The following is an 18,992-nucleotide window of genomic DNA, read 5'->3' on the forward strand; positions in this document are numbered from 1 at the left end:
GTCGGGGCCCGAAGACGGTCAGTTGGGGTACTCGCGTCGGCCGACGAGTGCGCGAGGAGTGCGGAGCATACGCAGCTGAATGCTGCGCATCACCGCATAGAAAGTGTTGCCGCGCTGCAGGTTTTCGGCTCCGAACTTAGCCGTCATCTTCTTCTTCAATGTGAAGTGCATGATGAAGCCGTCCAGCACCACAAGGCCCAGAAGGACGTAGATGATGTAGGTCGAATAGGCCTGCACCTGCACGTTCTGAATGAACAGGCTCACCAGCAGGATGACGAGTGCAATCGGAATGAGCAGCTCTCCGAACGAGTAGCGAGCATCCACATAATCCCGGATATAGCGGCGCTGCGGGCCTGAATCACGTGCTGGCAGGTAGCGTTCATCGCCCTCCATCATCCGTTCGCGGATGTAGTTGCGCTCACGGCGCATTTCGGCGCGTGCCTCGGCTTTCGCCGCTTTGCGGTCTTCCGGCACGAGGGGTCGTCGGCGGGCCTGCTCCTGCTGGCGCCGGGACGGGGGGGGGCGGTTCTTCTTCGCCTCGGGGTCCCTGTGCTGCTCGTGGGCTTCTGGCTTGTCCGACATGACCTGGTTCGTCTCCTGACAGTGCTTGCCGCACGTGTGCTCCGTGCGGTGCTTTCGAGGGCTGTACGGCGCTAATAGTATCGGAGCATGACCATTTCTGAATCTTCACAGCGCGAATCCGCTGGACCCGAAGCTCTGCACGAGCGTCTGGACGCCATCTACTCGGATGTTCTCGAAGACCTCACCCGGCTGGTTGCAGTGCCGTCTGTTGCGTGGCCGAACGCCGATCCGCGGCACGTCGCCGATTCTGCTGCACTCACGGCTGAGCTTGCTGAGGAAGTCGGCTTCGACACGGTGGAAATCCTGCACGGTGCCAACTCTGATGGCAGCGAGGGCTACCCTGCCGTAGTAGCCCGCCGCGCGGCACCGGAAGGACAGCCCACGGTTCTGCTCTATGCCCACCACGACGTTCAGCCCGCAGGCAGCAGGGAGGACTGGGACACGAGTCCGTTCGAGCTGACCGTGAAGGGCGACCGCGCCTACGGGCGGGGCTCAGCAGATGACAAGGCGGGAATCCTCGTTCACCTGACTGCGCTGAGGCTGCTGGCCGATGAACTCAACATCGGTGTGACGCTGTTTGTTGAAGGAGAAGAGGAAGCGGGGTCACCAAGCTTCCGAGACTTCATTGAGCGCTACCGGGACCGTCTGGCTGCCGATGTCATCATCGTTGCCGATTCCGGCAACTGGGCGGAAGGCACACCTGCGCTGACCACGAGCCTGCGCGGCATGGCGGCGCTGGAATTCACGGTCAGAACAATGAAGCACTCCGTGCACTCGGGCATGTACGGGGGAGTGGCGCCGGATGCCCCGCTCGCTCTCATTCGCCTGCTCTCCAGCCTGCACCGCGAAGACGGTTCGCCTGCCGTTGAGGGGCTGGTCGCTTCCGAAGAAGTCGCAGTTGACTACAACGAGGACGACCTGCGTCGTGACTGTGGGGTTCTGCCCGACACACGGTTCATCGGCAAGGGCCCACTTGCTTCGCGTCTGTGGGCGCAGCCGGCCCTGACGATCATCGGCATTGACATGCCGAGTGTTGCAGACTCTTCGAACACTCTGCACGCCCGGGCAGGAGCAAAGGTCTCCATGCGGCTGGCGCCGGGCCAGGACCCCGAAGACGCTTTGAACAGGCTTCGCGAACATCTTGAAGCTCATGCGCCCTTCGGCGCGCAGATCGAATTCGGCGCCTCTGAATACGGCAGCCCGTGGCGGGCAGACGAATCGGATCCGATTCTCGGAAAGGCACTGGAAGCGCTGACCGACGGGTTTGGGACAGATGCCGTGAAGATGGGCTTGGGCGGGTCGATTCCGTTCATTGCTGACCTCCTCGATGTGTTTCCCAAAGCCTCGATCCTCGTCACCGGGATTGAGGATCCCGACACGCGAGCCCACAGCGCCAACGAGAGTCTCTATCTGCCCGATTTCAAACGGGCCATTGTGGCCGAAGCTCTTCTGCTCAGGCGTCTGGGGGAACAGGTCTGACTCTCCCGCCCCAGCGGCTCGGGGGAATACTATGCTTGCCTCAGCCGTTTTCACACGTACCGTAGGCTCTACCGACTAATTGGAGTGAATATGACTGTTGCAGAACAGGCGTCGCACGGAGTTGACCTTTCCACTGCGGCGGCAGACAAGGTGCGCAGCCTCCTCGAACAGGAAGGTCGCGACGATCTTCGCCTGCGTGTTGCTGTTCAGCCCGGGGGATGCTCCGGCCTGATTTATCAGCTGTACTTTGACGAACGCGTCCTCGACGGCGACGCCGTGCGCAGTTTCGACGGGGTCGAAGTCATCGTCGACCGTATGAGCGTTCCCTACCTCGACGGGTCCACCATCGACTTTTCAGACACCATCGAAAAGCAGGGCTTCACGATCGACAACCCCAACGCCGCAGGCTCGTGCGCCTGCGGTGACTCCTTCCACTGAAGCTTCGCAGCCAATGGGAATGGAACCGGCCGACCTCGCAGCTGTCTCGCCGCAGCTGGAGGTCGGCCAGATCATTTCTGCCTACCGAGCCGGGCTCTTTCCCATGGAGCTTGGACTGGAGGGCACGACCGGCTTCGGCTGGTGGTCTCCCAAACGGCGCGGCGTTCTTCTGCCCGGAAACCTCAAGATTTCCAAAAGCCTGCGCAAGTCAATGCGCCGTATGCGAATCACGTGGAACACCGCCTTCTGTGAAGTCCTGGAAGCCTGTGCCGACCCTACGCGCCCGGGGGCGTGGATCACCGATGAAATCAAAGCCGTCTATACGGAGCTGGCAGTCGCAGGTTGGATGAAGTCCGTCGATGTCTGGAACGGTGACGGCCGGCTCATCGGGGGTCTCTTCGGTCTGGATCTGGGCAGTGTTTTTGCTGGAGAATCGATGTTTCACAGGCAGACCGACGCGTCGAAAGCCGCGCTTGTCGGCCTCGTGGAGCACCTGGACCGCAGGTGCGCGGACGGGCAATGGCTTATCGATACGCAATGGTCGACGCCGCACTTGGAGACGCTCGGCGTGTCGGAAATTTCCGAGTCAGAGTATGCGCAAGCCCTAGAAATGCGGCTTTGAAGGATCGGCACACAGGATTTTCTCATGCAACGAGCAGGCGAGTATGAAATTCCACCCCCGTTAGCGGTAGGGTAGATGAGACAAAGTCAGAGTTGGGTGTCTCCCGGTGGCGGGCTGCGGATGTGAATAGGCAGTCAAACCGCTGGGAAGCATCCGTTAGGTATCCGAAAGGCTGCACGTGGATTCTCCGAACCAGTCAGCACGCAGGTCTCCGAAGGCCTGGGCGAAGAAAGTGGGCGTCGCAGGGGCGCTTGCCTCTTCCGCACTTCTGGCCGGCTGCTCCAACGGCGCTCCGGAGCTGGGCTTTCTGCCCGCCGCTTCTAAAGGCGCCACGTCACACACAGACGCGTACACCGCTCTGTGGACCGGAGGCTGGATTGCTGCTCTTGCCGTAGGCGCCATCACTTGGGGCCTGATGCTCTTCTGCATCATCGCGTACCGCCGTCGTAAGAACGACCGCGGACTGCCGGTGCAGCTGCAGTACAACATGCCCGTCGAAATCATGTACACGGTCATCCCGATCATGCTCGTTGTGGGCTTCTTCTTCCACAACATGGCGCTGTTCGACCAGACCACGAACGACAAGACGCCGGGCGAAGAAAAGATCGAAGTTGTCGGCAAGCAGTGGGCCTGGGACTTCAACTACACATCCCAGGACGTCCACTACGCAGGTGTTCAGGCAAACCTGGACGGTACGGAGAAGCCCGGCGAAGAAGCGCCGACGCTGTACCTGCCTGCGGACACGGATCTCGAAATCCAGCTCCGCTCGCGCGATGTCATTCACTCTTTCTGGGTTCCCGCGTTCCTTGAGAAGCGCGACATGACCCCGGGCCGTGTGGAGACCCTCCACCTCAAGGCTCTGAAAGAAGGCGAATACCTCGGCAAGTGTGCAGAGCTCTGCGGCGAATTCCACTCCGAGATGCTCTTCAACGTCAAGGTTGTGTCCAAGGACGAATACCTTGCCTACACCAAGGAGCTTCGTGAACAGGGCAACACCGGTGTGCTCGGCGAAGAATACGACCGTACGCACTGGTACTCCAACCCATACCAGAAAGAAGGTGCTGACAAATGACGGCGGTAGCTGATCGCCCCGTCGACCTCGGTGCTGCACCGAAGGTTCCGGTGAGTAAGGGCAAGGTCATAGTCAACTGGCTGACCTCCACCGACCACAAGACGATCGGGTACATGTACCTGATTGCGTCGTTCCTCTTCTTCTGCGTCGCCGGTGTTATGGCTGTGCTCATCCGTCTTGAGCTCTTCGCCCCCGGCATGCAGATCATCGAAACGAAGGAACAGTACAACCAGCTGTTCACCATGCACGGCACGCTCATGCTGCTGATGTTTGCTACGCCTCTGTTTGCAGGCTTCTCGAACGTCATCATGCCGCTGCAGATCGGTGCTCCCGACGTTGCGTTCCCACGACTCAACGCCTTCGCGTTCTGGGTATTCCTCTTCGGTTCGCTTATCGCCTGCTCCGGGTTCCTCACCCCGCAGGGTGCCGCATCGTTCGGCTGGACGGCGTACGCGCCGCTGAGCAACACGACCTATACGCCCGGCTTGGGCGGTCACCTGTGGACTCTCGGCATTGCTTTCCAGGGCTTCGGCACGATCCTCGGCGCCGTGAACTTCATCACGACCGTGATCACGATGCGCGCACCGGGCATGACGATGTTCCGCCTGTCGGTGTTCTCCTGGAACGTTCTGATCACCGGTATCCTCGTTCTGATGGCGTTCCCGCCGCTGGCTGCTGCTCTGTTCGCAGTTGCCGCAGACCGCGTGCTCGGCGCACACGTCTTCAGCCCCGAGAACGGCGGACCGATTCTGTACCAGCACCTGTTCTGGTTCTTCGGCCACCCCGAGGTCTACGTGATTGCACTGCCGTTCTTCGGCATCGTGTCTGAGATCTTCCCGACCTTCAGCCGCAAGCCGATCTTCGGCTACAAGATGCTGGTCTACGCAACAATCGCAATTGCCGCTCTGTCGGTGACCGTTTGGGCACACCACATGTACGTGACCGGTGCTGTGATGCTCCCGTTCTTCGCGTTCATGACGATGCTTATCGCTGTCCCGACCGGTGTGAAGATCTTCAACTGGATCTTCACGATGTTCCGCGGTTCGCTCACCTTCGAAACTCCGATGCTGTGGTCGATCGGCTTCCTCGTCAGCTTCGTCTTCGGTGGTCTCACCGGCGTCGTTCTGGCAAGCCCGATCATGGACCAGCAGGTGTCTGACACCTACTTCGTTGTGGCTCACTTCCACTACGTGATCTTCGGTACCGTCGTCTTCGCGATGTTCGCCGGATTCTACTTCTGGTGGCCGAAGTTCACCGGCAAGATGCTCAACGAAACCCTCGGCAAGATCCACTTCTGGATTCTGTTCATCGGCTTCCACGGCACCTTCCTCATTCAGCACTGGCTTGGTGTTGAAGGCATGCCGCGTCGTTACGCCGACTACCTGCCGCAGGACAACATCACGTGGCAGAACCAGCTCTCGACCGTTGGCACGATTATTCTTGCGCTGTCGATGATCCCGTGGTTCTGGAACGTGTGGATCACTGCTCGTAAGGCACCGAAGGTGACGGTGAACGACCCGTGGGGCTACGGCGGTTCGCTCGAGTGGGCCACCTCGTGCCCGCCCCCGCGTCACAACTTCACATCGCTGCCGCGTATCCGCTCGGAGCGTCCTGCTTTTGATGCGAACCACCCGGAACTGCTTGAACTGGCAGGTCACCCGGCTGACGCCTACTCGCTGCCCGAAAGGAGCACCAAGTGAGAACCTCGGGTCTGATTATCGGAGCGGGAATCTTCTTCTTCATTCCCATTGCGTTTGTCTACGGCTACCTGACGGACTTTCAGGAACTGGTCGGTTTTCCCGCCATTGCACTTGTTGGTCTCATGTCGCTCATGATCGGCGGCTATGTGTACCTGCAGGATAAGCAGATGGGAAAGCACCCCCAGGATATTGATTCCGCTGAGATCAGCGACGAAGCCTACGAATACGGCTTCTACAGCCCCTGGAGCTGGTGGCCGCTGGCACTTGCTGCAGGCATCGGTCTCTGCTTCCTTGGAGTCGCTGTCGGCTGGTGGATTATTCCGTTCGGCGGTGTTCTTTGCCTGGTGGCTCTGATCGGACTTGTCTACGAGTACGACCGCGGCGATCACGCGCACTGATTAACTCTGACTGAAGCGCCCCCGTGCAATACGCACGGGGGCGCTTTGCTGTGTTCAGCTGCAATAGGTACGCCGTCAACACCGCAGACAGTCTCAATTCTGATCCGCGGGCACTTCGAGACGACTGAAGCCAATATGCAACCCAAAAGGTGGCAGCACAGCACCTATAGGTCGCTTGAATCGGCTGAGCAGCGTCATTGTCCAGGTGGTGGGTGTGCATGTTCGCCCACGAGGCGTGTCCCGGACCGAGTAAGGCCAATGATGCAGCTCTGGCGAGTGGGTAGCAATCGGCGGCGGGGGAGCACACAAACGGAACGTTCAAGCTTGAAGTCCGGGAACTCGTTTCACCTTCGCCGGCGAGGGTCCTCGCAGCTGGCCCCCTCGCCGGGTCTTGTGGTCACATGTGCTGCTTCGCGTCAGGTTAAGCAACTGGCCCTACCGGGAGGGGCAATGGGAGGGTGCTCCTATGGTTTTCGTCAAGCTGCTGGGGCTTGTTGCGTGGAGCGGGCTTTGCGGATATGAGGCTTTGCCGACGACTTCTGTGACGATACGCGCGGCTGTCCTGACCCCGATGCCTGGCATAGTAGAGGTCAGGACTTCGCTAAGAGGGTGGCAGGCGCGGTCCCAGTACCCGCTGGAGGGCAGGATGTATCTGTGTGAGCAGGACTGGCAGCCGATAGCGTACCCCGGTCAGCTGGGCTGCCAGATCGTCATCGAAGCCACACAGCATTGACAATTCGGCGATGTGTTCGTCCGCGACAGTGATCCCACGCAGTGTGTGGGGCATGGTGCGGGCTGCATCAGCGATGATGTAAGCATCCCGGGCATCCGTCTTCGCCTGGCCTGGATGAAGATCAGCGACACGGCGCATGGTCAGCCCCGGCAGGTAGGCAACGGCAATCCCCATTTGTTGGCCTACCACAATGACTAACGCGCCAATGGTTGCTGGCTGGTCCACCACGACCAGCAGCTGATCATGCTTAGCTGCATCCGAACGAACCAGACTGGTCCCAGTGACAACACCCCCGGATCAAGAGCAACTGGGGCCAGACATCACGCCGGAACCAGCCGGTTCCCAGCACTGCCCTTCCTGACGGAAAGCAGTGATACCTAAAAGGTGGCGGGGGAGAGTAGCTTTCACTAGCTATGTCGACACGGGATGAGCTTCTGAAAGCATGGAAACTGGGTGTACTACCGGAGGTTAACCTGTCTGGCAGGAGCCGCGTGCACACGGATCGACACCGGCAAAGCAGAAGCCCCGCAGCCAACGTGGCTGCGGGGCTTCAAGCGCCTAGTGTCAGTTCAGCTTCTTGTTGTCGTCTGCCTTGACCTCTTCGTGGTCGTCGTGCGCGGCGTCAAGCTCAGCCTTCGTAACAGGGGCGACTCGGTCTTCGTAGAAGAACCGTGCAACACGTGCGCGGCGCTTCTCGGCCTTGGTGATAACACCGTCCTCGTTCGGCTGTGCGGGTACATAACCCGGAGCTTCGAAGGCGGTCAGCTTCCACAGCTTGTCTTCAGACAGCGGCTTGTGGCGTTCCTGGAACTCACCGTGCGGCAGGCGAATGATTTCACCGGACTCGAAACCGTGGAGAGCGATCTCGCGGTCCTTGCGCTGCAGGGCCAGGCAGATTCGCTTAGTCACGATGTAGCCGACAATCGGACCGAGGAAGAACAGTGCTCGGAAGATGTAGATCATGTCGTTGAGTGACATGTGGAAGAACACTGCGATGAGGTCACCCGAAGCGGCAGCCCAGAGATTCAGGTACCAGATGGCTGCTGCGACACCGAACGCGGTGCGCGTGGGGTTGTTGCGCGGGCGTTCGAGCACGTGGTGTTCGCGGGTGTCCTTGGTCAGCCATTGTTCGAAGAACGGCCAGATAATCATTCCAACGAACAGAACCCCGGTGGCAAGAAGCGCGGTGTTGATGTTGACGGAGATAGGGTAGCCGAAGACGTAGAACTCCATCCAACCTGGCATGATTCGGAGGAATCCGTCGAGCCAACCGATGTACCAGTCGGGCTGTGTACCAGCCGAAACGGGGGAGGGGTCGTACGGTCCGTAGTTCCAGATCGCGTTGATCGTGAACACACCGGAGATCAGGGCCAGCAGGCCGAAGATCATGAAGAAGAAGCCGCCGCCCTTCGCAGCGAAGGTGGGCAGAACGGGCTCGCCCACAACGTTGCGGTTGGTGTGGCCGGCTCCGGGCCACTGGGTGTGCTTGTGGATGACGACGAACATCAGGTGAGCGCCGATGAGTGCGATTAGCAGTGCGGGCACAACCATGATGTGCATCGAGTACAGACGCGAGACGATGTCTTCGCCCGGGAATTCGCCCCCGAACAGGAAGAACGAAATGTACGTTCCAACCAGCGGGATGGACTTCAGCAGACCGTCGATGATTCGCAGACCGTTACCGGACAGGAGGTCGTCCGGCAGCGAGTAGCCAGTGAAGCCGGCAGCCATGCCCATTGCAATCAGGCCGACACCGATGATCCAGTTGATTTCACGGGGCTTGCGGTAGGCGCCGGTGAAGAACACGCGCATAGCGTGGATCGAGAGAGCGGCCATGAACAGCAGAGCGGCCCAGTGGTGCATCTGGCGAATGAAGAGTCCGCCGCGGACCTCGAAGGAAATGTAGAGGGTCGAAGCGTAGGCCTCCGAGATCTGCACGCCCTTAAGAGGGACGAACGGACCTTCGTAGATCACGTGTCCCATAGCCGGGCGGAACCACAGCGTCAAGAATGTTCCTGTGAGGATCAGGATGATGAAGCTGTAGAGTGCGACCTCGCCGAGCATGAACGACCAGTGGCTCGGGAAGATCTTCCGGCCGAATTCTTTGACGGCCTTGGAAGCGCCGGTGCGGGACTCCACCCAGCGGCCACCGGCAATCAGTGCTTTGTTGTCAGTGAGTGTGTTGCTCATCAGGCGTCAGTCTCCCTCGTGTTGATCTCCCAGAAGGTCGGACCAACGGGCTCGCGGAAGTCGCTCTGGGCGACAAGGTAGCCTTCGCTGTCGACTTCGATCGGCAACTGCGGAAGCGGACGCTTAGCAGGGCCGAAGATGACCTTGCAGTGCTGAGTCACGTCGAACGTCGACTGGTGGCAGGGGCACAGCAGGTGGTGCGTCTGGTGCTCGTACAGAGCAACCGGGCAGCCGACGTGGGTGCAGATCTTGGAGTATGCAACTACTCCGTCAACGCCCCAGTCTTCCTTACCGGGTTCGGTGTTGAGCTCATCAGGGCTGATGCGCATAAGCAGAACCGCGGCCTTGGCCTTTTCGTTCAGCGGCTCTTCCGACTTGTGCATGCCTTCTGGCACAACGTGGTATGCAGAGCCGATGGTTACGTCAGCGAGCTTGATTGCGCGCTCTTCGCCCTCTCCGGGAACGCCGCCGGGGTCGAGGACCAGGCGGACACCCTTCTTCCACAGCGTGGTGAAGAGCTTGTCGCCGGGCAGCGGCCCAAGGTCGCGAAGGACGAGAACCGCGGGGAGGGGAGCGATCGCAACAGCTGCGATGAGCATGTTGCGCAGAAGCGGTCGGCGTGCAATGCCGGACTCTTCCTTCGCCTGATTGAGGATCTCCAGAGCGATGGCCTGGTCCTCTTCGGAACCGGCGATCGAGTGGCGCTCCTCAACGATTTCGGCGTCGGGCAGAAGCGTGCGTGCCCAGTGGACAATGCCGATGCCGAGGCCGAACAGTGCAGCCGCTGCGCCAAGTCCAAGCATGAGCGTTTGGAGACGCAGGCCTGCGTGTGTGGGTTCTTCTCCCTTGGGGCCGAAGAGGAAGAAGGAGACGATGAACCAGATGGTTCCGATCATCGACAGCAGGAACCACAGAGCGACCTGGCGCTCCGCTGCCTTCTCAGCCAGCGGTTCGGCATCGGTGATCCTGGGGTTGTGCTGCGGCAGGCCGGGGTTTTCAAACCCGTTCACCGGCTCAAGCTGGCCGGTGGTGCCGGTGTTGTGACTCGAGGTCATGTGCATCCTCGTCTAGTACTCGAAACGGATAAGGGCTTGGCTTACTTCGACCGGGCGGTGAGCCACACGGTGATGCCTATGACTGCGGACAGTCCGAAGAACCAGATGAAGAGACCTTCAGCAACCGGACCGAGAGCTCCGAGCTTGAAGCCTCCGGGAGAGGGCTTCTTGGTGTCTTCGATGTATGCGATGATGTCGCGCTTGTCTTCGGGGGTGAGGTTTGCGTCGTTGAAGATCGGCATGTTCTGCGGGCCGGTCTGCATTGCCTCGTAGAGGTGGCGCTCGGAAACCTCGCTGAGGTTCGGAGCGTACTTGCCTCGGGTCAGAGCGCCGCCCGCGCCGACGACGTTGTGGCACATAGCGCAATTGGTGCGGAAGAGACCGCCGCCGGCTGCAGCGTCGCCCTTGGAGGCATCGAGGTATTCAGCATCGGGAATTGCCGGGCCGGGACCGAGCGAGGCGACGTAGGCAGCCATGTTGTCGATCTCGTCCTGATTGAACTGCGGTGCCTTGACGGGGGCCTGGGGGCCGTGCATCTGGAGCGGCATGCGGCCTGTGCCAACCTGAAAGTCGACCGCGGATGCGCCCACGCCGATGAGGCTGGGTCCGTTTTCGGTGCCTTCGCCATTCATGCCGTGGCAGGTTGCGCAGTTCGTGACGAACAGCTTCTGACCGTCGTCGATCTGATCAGCGGAGTATTCGTCTGCGTTGGCATCGCTTCCGCCGGTGAACAGCGCGTATGCCCCTCCGGTGAACAGGAGTCCGACCAGCAGGAGAACAACGAGCGCCATGGGGTGCCGGCGGCGTTCTGCAAGAAACTTCACGAGTCTTGTCCTTTACTAAATTATCGCTGCGGGGTGTGCGGGGCGCCCGCTTACTGGAGCAGGTAGATGATTGCGAACAGAGCAACCCAAACGATGTCGACGAAGTGCCAGTAGTAGGAGACACATACTGCAAACGTCGATTCGCGGTGTCCGAAGCGCTTGGCACCGTAGGCACGTCCGATCACGAACAGGAACGCGATGAGACCGCCGATGACGTGCAGGCCGTGGAATCCGGTCGTCAGGTAGAAGACGGAGCCGTAGGCGTTCGAGTTGATTGCGACGCCTTCGGAGACGAGCGTGGCGTACTCCATGACCTGGCCGCCGACGAAGACCGAGCCGAGGAGGAACGAGAGGAAGTACCACTCGATCATGCCCCACTGTCCGATGGCGAACAGGCTCTTGCCCGCGGGGCGGCTGGGCTTGAAGCGCTCAGCGTGATGAACGCCGACCTGGCAGGTCACGGAGGACAGAACCAGAATCGAGGTGTTCACAAGCGCGAAGGGGACTTCGAGCTTGGGTGTTTCCGCTGCCCACATGTCCGGGGCGACGGAGCGGATCGTGAAGTACATGGCGAAGAGCGCGGCGAAGAACATCAGCTCGCTCGCAAGCCACACGACGAAGCCGATGGTCGTCGTGTTCGGCCTGCTGATCACGGGATGAACCGGCGCTGTTTGAGATGAAGCTGCAGTTGACACACCCCGATTATTACTCAGTCCGCAGGTGAATTTCATCTTTCACTCAGGATTCACTCATTGATTGAGACTTCAATGCCCGCGTTTCGGCTAGTTGGCGCGGTTCTTTTATTTTTTCCCGGTGGTGCCGACGTGCCGGCTCTGCGTGTCGAACTACTGTGATGCGGACTACTGTTCTGCTTGTCCGAGTCATCTTCCTTCTTATTCTGCGCTTTCGCCCTGCGGGTCTTCTCGCAAGGTGATTCTTCGCCCCAGGGCAAAGCCCGCAACTTCATCTGCACAGTTCACTCCGGCATGGGTCGGAGGCGCTGCCCCGAAGTCTGGGCCGAGCGCTATCTGGCCCCGCCGCCCAGATAAACTGGCCGGGCTTGCCGTGTCGCACACTCGTCCATCAGAAAGGCTCAGCTATGACCGTTCCCTTCACCGCTTACGAAAGCAGCGTCATGAAGGACGTACGCGACTGGTCGGACCTCATCGTCGGTCTCATGGACCACCGCCACATGGACGGTGCGACTGCGGCATGGGCGATGGATCAGATCATGTCCGGCGATGTTCCGGATGTCACCATGGCCGCGTTCCTTGTTGCTCACCACGGCAAGGGCGAAACCGTCGAAGAGATTACGGGCCTTGTGTCGGCGATGATGGAACACGCCGTTTCCATTGACGGCCTCACCGGCTATGTCGACATCGTCGGCACTGGCGGCGACCGCGCCAAGACAGTCAACATCTCATCAACCGCCTCGTTCGTCATCGCCGGAGCCGGGGTTCCGGTTGCTAAACACGGAAACCGGGCCACCTCTTCGGCGTCAGGGTCGGCTGACGTCTTTGAACACCTCGGTCTGGCGCTCGACCTGACGCCAGAGCAGACGGCGGCACTGGCCGACAAAGTCGGGATGGCGTTTCTGTTTGCCAACGTCTACCACCCGTCTATGCGCTTCATTGCGCCCGTGCGCAAGAAGATCGCGGTGCCCAGCGCCTTCAACATCCTCGGGCCTCTTGCAAATCCAGCAGGGGCCCGGTCAACTGCCATCGGCGTGTCGGATCCCGCTATGGCGCCTCTTATAGCCGGGGTGCTCGCTGAACGCGGAGATTCGGCACTTGTCTTCCGTTCGCAGGACGGTTTGGACGAACTGTCGAACACTGCGGTCAATGACGTGTGGGAAGTCCGCGACGGACAGATTGAGCATTCGGTCTTCGATGCGACGTCGCTTGGCATAGCTCGGGTGACGAAGGACGATCTGCGAGGTGGGGACCCCGCTTACAACGCTTCCGTTATTCGCCGCACACTCGACGGTGAAACCGGTCCGGTGCGCGATGCCGTACTCCTCAACGCTGCCGCTGCTCTTGTGGCCGCCTCTGCGGATGCCGAGGGGCCGCTTGCCGACCGCTTGGCCAGTCAGTTCCAGCGGGCTCAGGAAGCGCTTGACGCTGGCAAAGCCTCTGCAAAGCTCGACCAGCTGGTGGAAGAGTCAGTCACCGCGTCTGCGTGAGCCGAGCCGCGCAGAGGCAAAGCCGAAGCCCGTGCGCGGCAGCGCCAGCGGTGCCGTCGAGCTGATGAGCACAGTGCCTTCGCCGTAGAGCCACGCCGACAAGAGTGCGTGCTCTTCGAGAAGCGTTGGGTATTCGGGTTCAACATGGGCAGCTGTTGCTTCCATTTCCCGAGCGGTGCTGAGCACAGCCGAGGCCTTCGCGGCGGTTTCGGATGCGGCCAGCCGCCCCCAGCGGATGAGGACGATCTCCCAGCTTCCGTTCGGCTGCGGGCGTGCGGCTGTTATCTGCTGTATCTGGTTGATCAGACGCGCTGCTTCCGCACGTGCTTGGACGCGCAGCATCTGCACGGCGGCTTCCAGCGCGTCGCTGGCTGATTCAAAGCGCTGCTGCTGGGAAAGCAGCTTCAGCCTTTCGTTCAGGCGGTGACTGAAATCGGCTGTGTCTCCGGCTGCGAACTGCTCGAGTCCGCGGATGCTGTGTTGATACTCCCGGGCGCTTGCTATGCCGCAACAGGGGCCACCGCATGCGTCGACCTGGCTGGCGGCACAGGGCCTGAACTTTGCCGACCGCGGGTTCTGCGTGCACGTTTTGAGCGGGTACAGCTGTTCAAGCACATTTTTGGCCTGGAGCGCACTGCGGTGCGAGGAAAACGGCCCCGCCGCCAGGAGACCGTGGGGCGGCTGCGCCCTTACGGCTGATAGGCGAGGAAACGCTTCGTCGGTGAACTTCAGCCAGGTTTGGCGTTCCGGCCGCTTTGATCGCCTGTTGTAGGGCGGAGCGAGTTCCCCAATGAGCCGCACTTCACGCACCGCAGCTTCTGTTTCTGTCGCACAGGGAATAGTGGTGACCTCCTGGGCAGCAGTCACCATTTCAGTCATCCGGCCGCGAGTTTCACCCGCAGTGAAGTACGACCGGACGCGGGTGCGCATATCGCGGGACTTGCCTATGTAGAGGACGCGGCGTGCCCCGTCGAGAAACATGTAGACACCGGGGCCTGTGGGGACATTGTCTGCCAAGTGCAGCTTTGTGCGTCTGCGTCCCAGGCCTTGTGGTTTGAGCGACAGCAGTTCTTCGAGCGTGTTGACGCCGTATCCGCCCAGTCGGTCGAACAGGTGATTGAGGAGATCTCCCGTTGCCCGTGCATCTGCGAGCGCCCTATGCTCCGGATCGGTCCTAGTGCCGAAATGCTGAGCGAGCGTTGCGAGTTTGTGGTTGCGGACTTCCCCCTTCGGCAGGATCCGTCGGGCCAAAGTCAGCGTGTCGACAACGCGAAACTGGGGCCACGGATAGGCGTGTTCTTCACACGCTCGCCGGAGAATGCCGATATCGAAAGGCGCATTGTGTGCAACGAGCACTGTGCCCCGGGCGAATTCCAAGAACGCGGGGAGGACTGTGCGCATTTCCGGTGCCGCGGCCACCATGGAATTGGTGATCCCGGTCAAGCGCTGCACAAAGGGCGAAACGACTTGCCCTGCCGGATTCACGAGTGTCTGGAATTCTCCGTCGACTGCGCCGCCGCGCATACGCACAGCGCCGATCTCCGTGACGTTGCCGCCGGAACGGTCTGACCCGGTGGTTTCGAAATCGAGAACCGTGAACGTGACATCGCTGAGGTCCGTGCCGATATCGGCGATGTTCAGCTGGCCGGAGCGCACGGGCTCAGGGAGATCGAAGCCGGGAAATTCCTTCATTCAGCCATCGTCCCACCAGGCACTGACACGAAGAGTCACACCTGTGCGCCGTCATCAAATCGCTCGGTGCGCGATGCGGGAAGAAACAGCAGGAGCGCCACCCCGCCGCCGGCGGCACTGGCGATGAAGAACGCCGTCAGCAGTCCCGGCGCTGAGCGAAAGAACATAGCGGTCATGACCAGTCCGATAATGCCGAGAAGCAGTGCGGCGGCTGACACAACAAAGCCGGGTCGTGCTCTGCGGATGCCGATCTTGGGCACAGGCGGGGCAGTCCACCCGTCCTGCTCGGCGAGGTAGTCTGCGGCTTCGTCAGCTGAGACTTCGGAATTGACGGCGTCGAGATCGCTGTAGCCGGACATGACCGAGTCCCATTGCTCATCCGTGACCTTCTCATCAGGGCTGAGGCGATCCCATTCCGGTTTGTGTTCGTCACGCGCCATCGGCAGCCCCCTGCAGACCGCGAATGGCAGCGGCCAGCACCCGTTCGATCTTGTCGGAATCGTAGTCAAGGGTCGCAACGTGATTGCTCATGGGCAGCGGCACCGTTCTCATCGGCCCGCGGACGCCCCGGCGCACAGAGTTCCATGAACGCGGGCTGACCACATCGTCTGATCCGGAGAGGAAATAGGTGATCGGCGCATGCACGCGCCACAGCAGAGAACGCACATCGCGGACGCCGCGGAAGAGTTCGCCCACACTGCGCAGCGGAACCTGCGGATACGCCAGTTCGTCCTGCCCGGGCTTGTTGATTGCGTTCTCAATCCCGGGGACCCGCTCTATCAGCCCAGCCAGCGAACCGGCGAACGGTGCGAATGGGCTGTCGACGTAAACGGCCGGGTTGATAAGCCCGATGTGTGCGGTGTCTGATCGGTTGGCAGCAGTGTGCAGGCAGAGCGCTCCGCCCATCGACAGTCCGATGAGGACGATCTGGCTGCACTCGGAGCGAAGTTCGTCAGCGGTCCGGTCAACGGCTGAGCACCATTGTTCCCACGTGCTTGAAGCCATGTCGTCAAGGTCGGTGCCGTGGCCCGGCAGCAGAGGCACTCGGACCGGCGCACCGGTAGCGGTGTGGAGGGCCTGTGCAAGCGGGCGCATCGAGGCGGGGGAGCCCGTGAAGCCGTGGACGGCGAGAATCCCGACATCGCCAGAGCCGGGCAGGCGGAGGGGTTGCGTCATCTCTTGGGCCAGATGAGAGGTCATGTTTCCAGCATGCCACAGCGGCAGGGTCAAGAGGACCTATACTCGAAAGCGCAAACAAGCGCGGTGCGTCCCGAAAGGCTCTGAGTGTTCTACTGGCTGCTCAAGCGGATCTTCGTCGGTCCGTTTCTCAAGGCTCTTTTCCGTCCCTGGGTCCGCGGTCTTGAGAACATTCCGGCTGAAGGCGGGGCCATCATTGCAGGCAACCACCTTTCGTTTGTCGATTCAATCTTCACGCCTCTCGTTGCGCCTCGCCCGGTGGTCTACCTTGCTAAGAAGGACTACTTCATGGGTCGGGGCATTACGGGCTTCTTCACCAAGTGGTTCTTCAAGGCCACGAACCAGCTTCCTATGGACCGAGGCGGAGGGTCGGCTTCCGAAGCATCGCTGCAGGCTGGTCTGAAAGTCCTCAGGAGCGGGGCTCTCTTGGGAATCTACCCGGAGGGTACGCGCAGTCCTGATGGGAAGCTCTACCGGGGTCGCACGGGAGTTGCTCGCCTGGTTCTCGAGGCGGGTGTCCCGGTCATTCCAGTTGCGGTCATCGGCACCGACAAGGTGCTGAAAACCGGCTCCGTCATTCCCAGGCTGCGCCGGGTGGGTGTGGTCTTCGGCGAGCCGATGGACTTCAGTCGGTACCAGGACCTCGAACACGACAGGTTTTTGCTGCGATCAATAACTGACGAAGTCATGTACGAAATCCTGCGCCTGTCCGGTCAGCAGTACGAGGACAAATACGCATCGACGGTCAAGACCCGACTGCTGGCTGAGAAGAAAGCTGAACGAGACAGCTGAGCAGGGTTTCGATTCTTAGGATAACGACGACACGCAGAAAAGTTATCGCCAAGATGTTTGAATCCGGTCCGCGCAGCACATACATTCTTCATGTAGACAGCCCCGGGTGCGTGTCTGTCCTATGCGGTAAACTCAGAGGACTTCGACAACGCGCCCTTACTTCCCCCAGGGGTCTAAGGAGGAGATGGCGTGAGCCACTCAACAGAAGAATCGGCCAAGCCGATTCCCCGCGCAGCTCAAGGGCTGCTTTTTGACGACGACCTTCCGGAGCTCGACGAAGACGCGGGCTACCGCGGCCCGACAGTATGCCGTGTCGTCGACATCACGTACCGACAGCTCGACTACTGGGCGCGAACCGATCTTGTCGTCCCGTCTATTCGCACTGCCACCGGGTCTGGTTCGCAGCGCCTCTACTCCTTCCGCGACATCTTGGTGTTGAAGGTCATTAAGCGCCTGCTTGACACCGGTGTGGCCCTCAACCAGATTCGCACTGCGGTGGGGCACCTGCGCGAACACGGTATTGACGACCTTTCGCGCATCACCTTGATGAGCGACGGCGCTTCTGTTTTTGAATGCACCTCCGCTGACGAAGTCGTCGACCTTGTCCAGGGAGGGCAGGGCGTGTTCGGCATCGCAGTCGGTCAGGTGTGGCGCGAAGTCGAAGGAACGCTGTCTGAGCTTCCCAGCGAAAGGCCAGAGCAGGCTCAACTGCCGATTGACGAACTCGCTCTTCGGAGGGCCCGCAAGTCAAGCTGATTCGCACCCCAGGGGGACCGAAGGCCCTTATATGCAGAAACGGCCAGGAGATCATCTCCTGGCCGTTTCTGCTGGACGGACGGGGCCTGTCTTTGTGAATGCTGTATCAGCGGCGCCGAAGATCGCGACGGCTTGGGTATGAACCGTCCGAGCGCGGCCCGGTCGGTGTGCTGGAGCCCGGCTTTTCAGCTGGACCGGCCTGATCGGTTGACCTGAACTTATCTGCCAAGCCGCTCAGTCTTGCCGGGCCGTGCCTATCTGCAGAGCGTGTCTGTGGTCTTACTGGATTTTCTGCGGGCACCGTGCCGATCCGCATTGTCTGCTGTGCCTCGGGCGCAGTCCTCTGCGTGTCCGAGAACCTGTTGATCTTCGGTCTCGGAGCTTCATCGCGACTGCGCTCGGCTTGTCCTCGCAGCTTCTGCGGGTCCTGGCTGGTTGTTGGAATCTCGTTGGTGCTCGGCGCGACTTCGACCGGTCGCCGACCTCGAATGTTCTCGCTGCGCAGCGCACGGTCGAGGATCTTGTCGAAAGCGCGGGCAAGTTCGCTGGCGGGCGCGCCTGGCCACTGGTGGATAGGGCGAGCTGATCCCTGCGCCTGCTGGAGGACGGTTCGCTCAGGAAGCGGCGGATTGACGACAAGCGGCCCGAACATGTCCTTGAGTTCGTTGATGCGGAAACTGTGTTCGCGCGATGATGGGCGCACGCGGTTGAGCACTATGCCGAGAGGCTGGAGGTCCTTGGCGGTTCTCTTTCGCAGCTCATTAGATGCCCGCAGGGCACGGTCTGCCGCTGCGACTGAGAAGAGGCCCGGCTCGGTGATGACGAGCACTCGGTTGCTTGCGGTCCATGCTGTCCTGGTGAGCCCGTTCAGCGACGGAGGGCAGTCGATGATGACCAGCCTGTAGACGTCCGAGACGCGGTTGAGCGTGTCGCGCAGACGCTTGAGGTAGCGCTCGGAGAGGCTGGGGCGATCGAACTCAGCAGCGCGCGGCGAACCGGGAATGACATCGAGGCGGCTGGATCCCCTTTCAGTCCATCCACTGGACACCATGGCTTCACGCGCGAGCTTTGACTTCGGCGCTGCGAGAACATCGGCGATGTCCAGCGGCGTGGAAATCGGTACATCGAGGCCCGTGGAAGCGTCAGCCTGAGGGTCCATGTCGACCACGAGGGTCGGTATTCCCCGGCTTTGGGCGGCAGAAGCCAAGCCGAGCGTGACCGACGTCTTGCCGACGCCGCCTTTGAGACTGGAAATACTAAGGACAAGCACAATTCAACGG

18 protein-coding genes and 1 pseudogene are annotated in these 18,992 nt (G+C 60.8%); 9 read left to right on the forward strand and 10 right to left on the reverse strand.

The genetic code is table 11. From position 1 onward, the window contains the following. Window positions 1-18: 18 nt before the first annotated feature. On the reverse strand, window positions 19-582 hold the full coding sequence (locus HMPREF3162_RS06110; RefSeq protein ID WP_070777254.1) for a DUF3043 domain-containing protein: 564 nt from the start codon (window positions 580-582) through the stop codon (window positions 19-21). Window positions 583-669: 87 nt separating this feature from the next. On the opposite strand from HMPREF3162_RS06110, the gene HMPREF3162_RS06115 reads away from it, so the two are divergent. From HMPREF3162_RS06115 to HMPREF3162_RS06140, 6 genes are all read left to right on the forward strand, one after another. Next, window positions 670-2,061, forward strand: a complete 1,392-nt coding sequence (locus HMPREF3162_RS06115) for a dipeptidase (RefSeq protein ID WP_070777257.1) — start codon at window positions 670-672, stop codon at window positions 2,059-2,061. A 90-nt stretch (window positions 2,062-2,151) separates the two neighbouring features. Next, window positions 2,152-2,499 carry a HesB/IscA family protein gene (locus HMPREF3162_RS06120; protein ID WP_070572824.1) on the forward strand — a complete coding sequence of 116 codons (348 nt, stop codon included), beginning with the start codon at window positions 2,152-2,154 and terminating at the stop codon, window positions 2,497-2,499. Window positions 2,500-2,518: 19 nt separating this feature from the next. Further along, window positions 2,519-3,121: a leucyl/phenylalanyl-tRNA--protein transferase gene (gene aat / locus HMPREF3162_RS06125; protein WP_070573030.1), complete on the forward strand. Its 603-nt coding sequence runs from the start codon at window positions 2,519-2,521 to the stop codon at window positions 3,119-3,121. Window positions 3,122-3,299: 178 nt separating this feature from the next. Further along, window positions 3,300-4,193 carry an aa3-type cytochrome oxidase subunit II gene (coxB, locus tag HMPREF3162_RS06130; RefSeq protein ID WP_070572822.1) on the forward strand — a complete coding sequence of 298 codons (894 nt, stop codon included), beginning with the start codon at window positions 3,300-3,302 and terminating at the stop codon, window positions 4,191-4,193. After that, window positions 4,190-5,893, forward strand: coding sequence for an aa3-type cytochrome oxidase subunit I (gene ctaD, locus HMPREF3162_RS06135; protein ID WP_070572820.1), 1,704 nt, complete (start codon window positions 4,190-4,192; stop codon window positions 5,891-5,893). Before coxB ends, ctaD begins: the two co-directional genes overlap by 4 nt. Continuing rightward, the gene (locus tag HMPREF3162_RS06140; protein WP_070572819.1) at window positions 5,890-6,291 is read left to right on the forward strand and encodes a cytochrome c oxidase subunit 4; all 402 of its coding nucleotides are present in this window, start codon (window positions 5,890-5,892) and stop codon (window positions 6,289-6,291) included. Before ctaD ends, HMPREF3162_RS06140 begins: the two co-directional genes overlap by 4 nt. A gap of 613 nt (window positions 6,292-6,904) precedes the next feature. Here HMPREF3162_RS06140 and HMPREF3162_RS06145 read toward each other — a convergent pair. The 5 genes and pseudogenes from HMPREF3162_RS06145 to HMPREF3162_RS06165 all read right to left on the reverse strand — a co-directional run. Then, window positions 6,905-7,273, reverse strand: a pseudogene (locus HMPREF3162_RS06145) (IS110 family transposase); the annotation flags it as partial. A gap of 315 nt (window positions 7,274-7,588) precedes the next feature. After that, window positions 7,589-9,214 carry a cytochrome bc1 complex cytochrome b subunit gene (locus HMPREF3162_RS06150; protein WP_070572815.1) on the reverse strand — a complete coding sequence of 542 codons (1,626 nt, stop codon included), beginning with the start codon at window positions 9,212-9,214 and terminating at the stop codon, window positions 7,589-7,591. Further along, window positions 9,214-10,269 carry a cytochrome bc1 complex Rieske iron-sulfur subunit gene (locus HMPREF3162_RS06155; RefSeq protein WP_070572813.1) on the reverse strand — a complete coding sequence of 352 codons (1,056 nt, stop codon included), beginning with the start codon at window positions 10,267-10,269 and terminating at the stop codon, window positions 9,214-9,216. Before HMPREF3162_RS06155 ends, HMPREF3162_RS06150 begins: the two co-directional genes overlap by 1 nt. 41 nt (window positions 10,270-10,310) lie before the next feature. Continuing rightward, window positions 10,311-11,093, reverse strand: a complete 783-nt coding sequence (locus tag HMPREF3162_RS06160; protein WP_070572811.1) for a cytochrome bc1 complex diheme cytochrome c subunit — start codon at window positions 11,091-11,093, stop codon at window positions 10,311-10,313. A gap of 50 nt (window positions 11,094-11,143) precedes the next feature. Next, complete coding sequence (locus tag HMPREF3162_RS06165) at window positions 11,144-11,746, reverse strand: aa3-type cytochrome oxidase subunit III (RefSeq protein ID WP_371089267.1); 603 nt, start codon at window positions 11,744-11,746, stop codon at window positions 11,144-11,146. Between the two features lie 446 nt (window positions 11,747-12,192). On the opposite strand from HMPREF3162_RS06165, the gene trpD reads away from it, so the two are divergent. Further along, entirely contained in the window at window positions 12,193-13,275 is a 1,083-nt protein-coding gene (gene trpD / locus HMPREF3162_RS06170) for an anthranilate phosphoribosyltransferase (RefSeq protein ID WP_070777261.1), read from the forward strand. Here trpD and HMPREF3162_RS06175 read toward each other — a convergent pair. The 3 genes from HMPREF3162_RS06175 to HMPREF3162_RS06185 are packed head-to-tail and all read right to left on the reverse strand — an operon-like array spanning window position 13,255 to window position 16,167. Beyond that, on the reverse strand, window positions 13,255-14,967 hold the full coding sequence (locus HMPREF3162_RS06175) for a DEDD exonuclease domain-containing protein (protein WP_070777264.1): 1,713 nt from the start codon (window positions 14,965-14,967) through the stop codon (window positions 13,255-13,257). The two genes, trpD and HMPREF3162_RS06175, sit on opposite strands and share 21 nt — an antisense overlap. A 35-nt stretch (window positions 14,968-15,002) precedes the next feature. After that, window positions 15,003-15,407 (reverse strand): hypothetical protein, encoded by a 405-nt coding sequence (locus tag HMPREF3162_RS06180; RefSeq protein WP_070777266.1) that lies wholly within the window; start codon window positions 15,405-15,407, stop codon window positions 15,003-15,005. After that, window positions 15,397-16,167, reverse strand: coding sequence for an alpha/beta hydrolase (locus HMPREF3162_RS06185; protein ID WP_070777269.1), 771 nt, complete (start codon window positions 16,165-16,167; stop codon window positions 15,397-15,399). Before HMPREF3162_RS06185 ends, HMPREF3162_RS06180 begins: the two co-directional genes overlap by 11 nt. 84 nt (window positions 16,168-16,251) lie before the next feature. On the opposite strand from HMPREF3162_RS06185, the gene HMPREF3162_RS06190 reads away from it, so the two are divergent. After that, window positions 16,252-16,956: a lysophospholipid acyltransferase family protein gene (locus HMPREF3162_RS06190; protein ID WP_070777271.1), complete on the forward strand. Its 705-nt coding sequence runs from the start codon at window positions 16,252-16,254 to the stop codon at window positions 16,954-16,956. 189 nt (window positions 16,957-17,145) lie between these two features. Continuing rightward, a complete protein-coding gene (locus HMPREF3162_RS06195) occupies window positions 17,146-17,712 on the forward strand; it encodes a MerR family transcriptional regulator (RefSeq protein ID WP_070572800.1) in 567 nt (188 codons plus the stop codon). Window positions 17,713-17,818: 106 nt separating this feature from the next. Here HMPREF3162_RS06195 and HMPREF3162_RS06200 read toward each other — a convergent pair whose 3' ends face one another. Further along, window positions 17,819-18,982, reverse strand: coding sequence for a ParA family protein (locus HMPREF3162_RS06200; protein ID WP_083318931.1), 1,164 nt, complete (start codon window positions 18,980-18,982; stop codon window positions 17,819-17,821). Between the last annotated feature and the right edge of the window lie 10 nt (window positions 18,983-18,992).

The sequence above is a fragment of the Brevibacterium sp. HMSC07C04 genome, from assembly GCF_001815905.1.
Lineage (GTDB): Bacteria > Actinomycetota > Actinomycetes > Actinomycetales > Brevibacteriaceae > Brevibacterium.

Coding starts and splice junctions, on each gene's coding strand:
- HMPREF3162_RS06110 (WP_070777254.1), bottom strand. CDS start 582: ATGTCGGACAAGCCAGAAGCCCACGAGCAGCACAGGGACCCCGAGGCG.
- HMPREF3162_RS06115 (WP_070777257.1), top strand. CDS start 670: ATGACCATTTCTGAATCTTCACAGCGCGAATCCGCTGGACCCGAAGCT.
- HMPREF3162_RS06120 (WP_070572824.1), top strand. CDS start 2,152: ATGACTGTTGCAGAACAGGCGTCGCACGGAGTTGACCTTTCCACTGCG.
- aat (WP_070573030.1), top strand. CDS start 2,519: ATGGAACCGGCCGACCTCGCAGCTGTCTCGCCGCAGCTGGAGGTCGGC.
- ctaD (WP_070572820.1), top strand. CDS start 4,190: ATGACGGCGGTAGCTGATCGCCCCGTCGACCTCGGTGCTGCACCGAAG.
- HMPREF3162_RS06150 (WP_070572815.1), bottom strand. CDS start 9,214: ATGAGCAACACACTCACTGACAACAAAGCACTGATTGCCGGTGGCCGC.
- HMPREF3162_RS06155 (WP_070572813.1), bottom strand. CDS start 10,269: ATGACCTCGAGTCACAACACCGGCACCACCGGCCAGCTTGAGCCGGTG.
- trpD (WP_070777261.1), top strand. CDS start 12,193: ATGACCGTTCCCTTCACCGCTTACGAAAGCAGCGTCATGAAGGACGTA.
- HMPREF3162_RS06175 (WP_070777264.1), bottom strand. CDS start 14,967: ATGAAGGAATTTCCCGGCTTCGATCTCCCTGAGCCCGTGCGCTCCGGC.
- HMPREF3162_RS06180 (WP_070777266.1), bottom strand. CDS start 15,407: ATGGCGCGTGACGAACACAAACCGGAATGGGATCGCCTCAGCCCTGAT.
- HMPREF3162_RS06185 (WP_070777269.1), bottom strand. CDS start 16,167: ATGACCTCTCATCTGGCCCAAGAGATGACGCAACCCCTCCGCCTGCCC.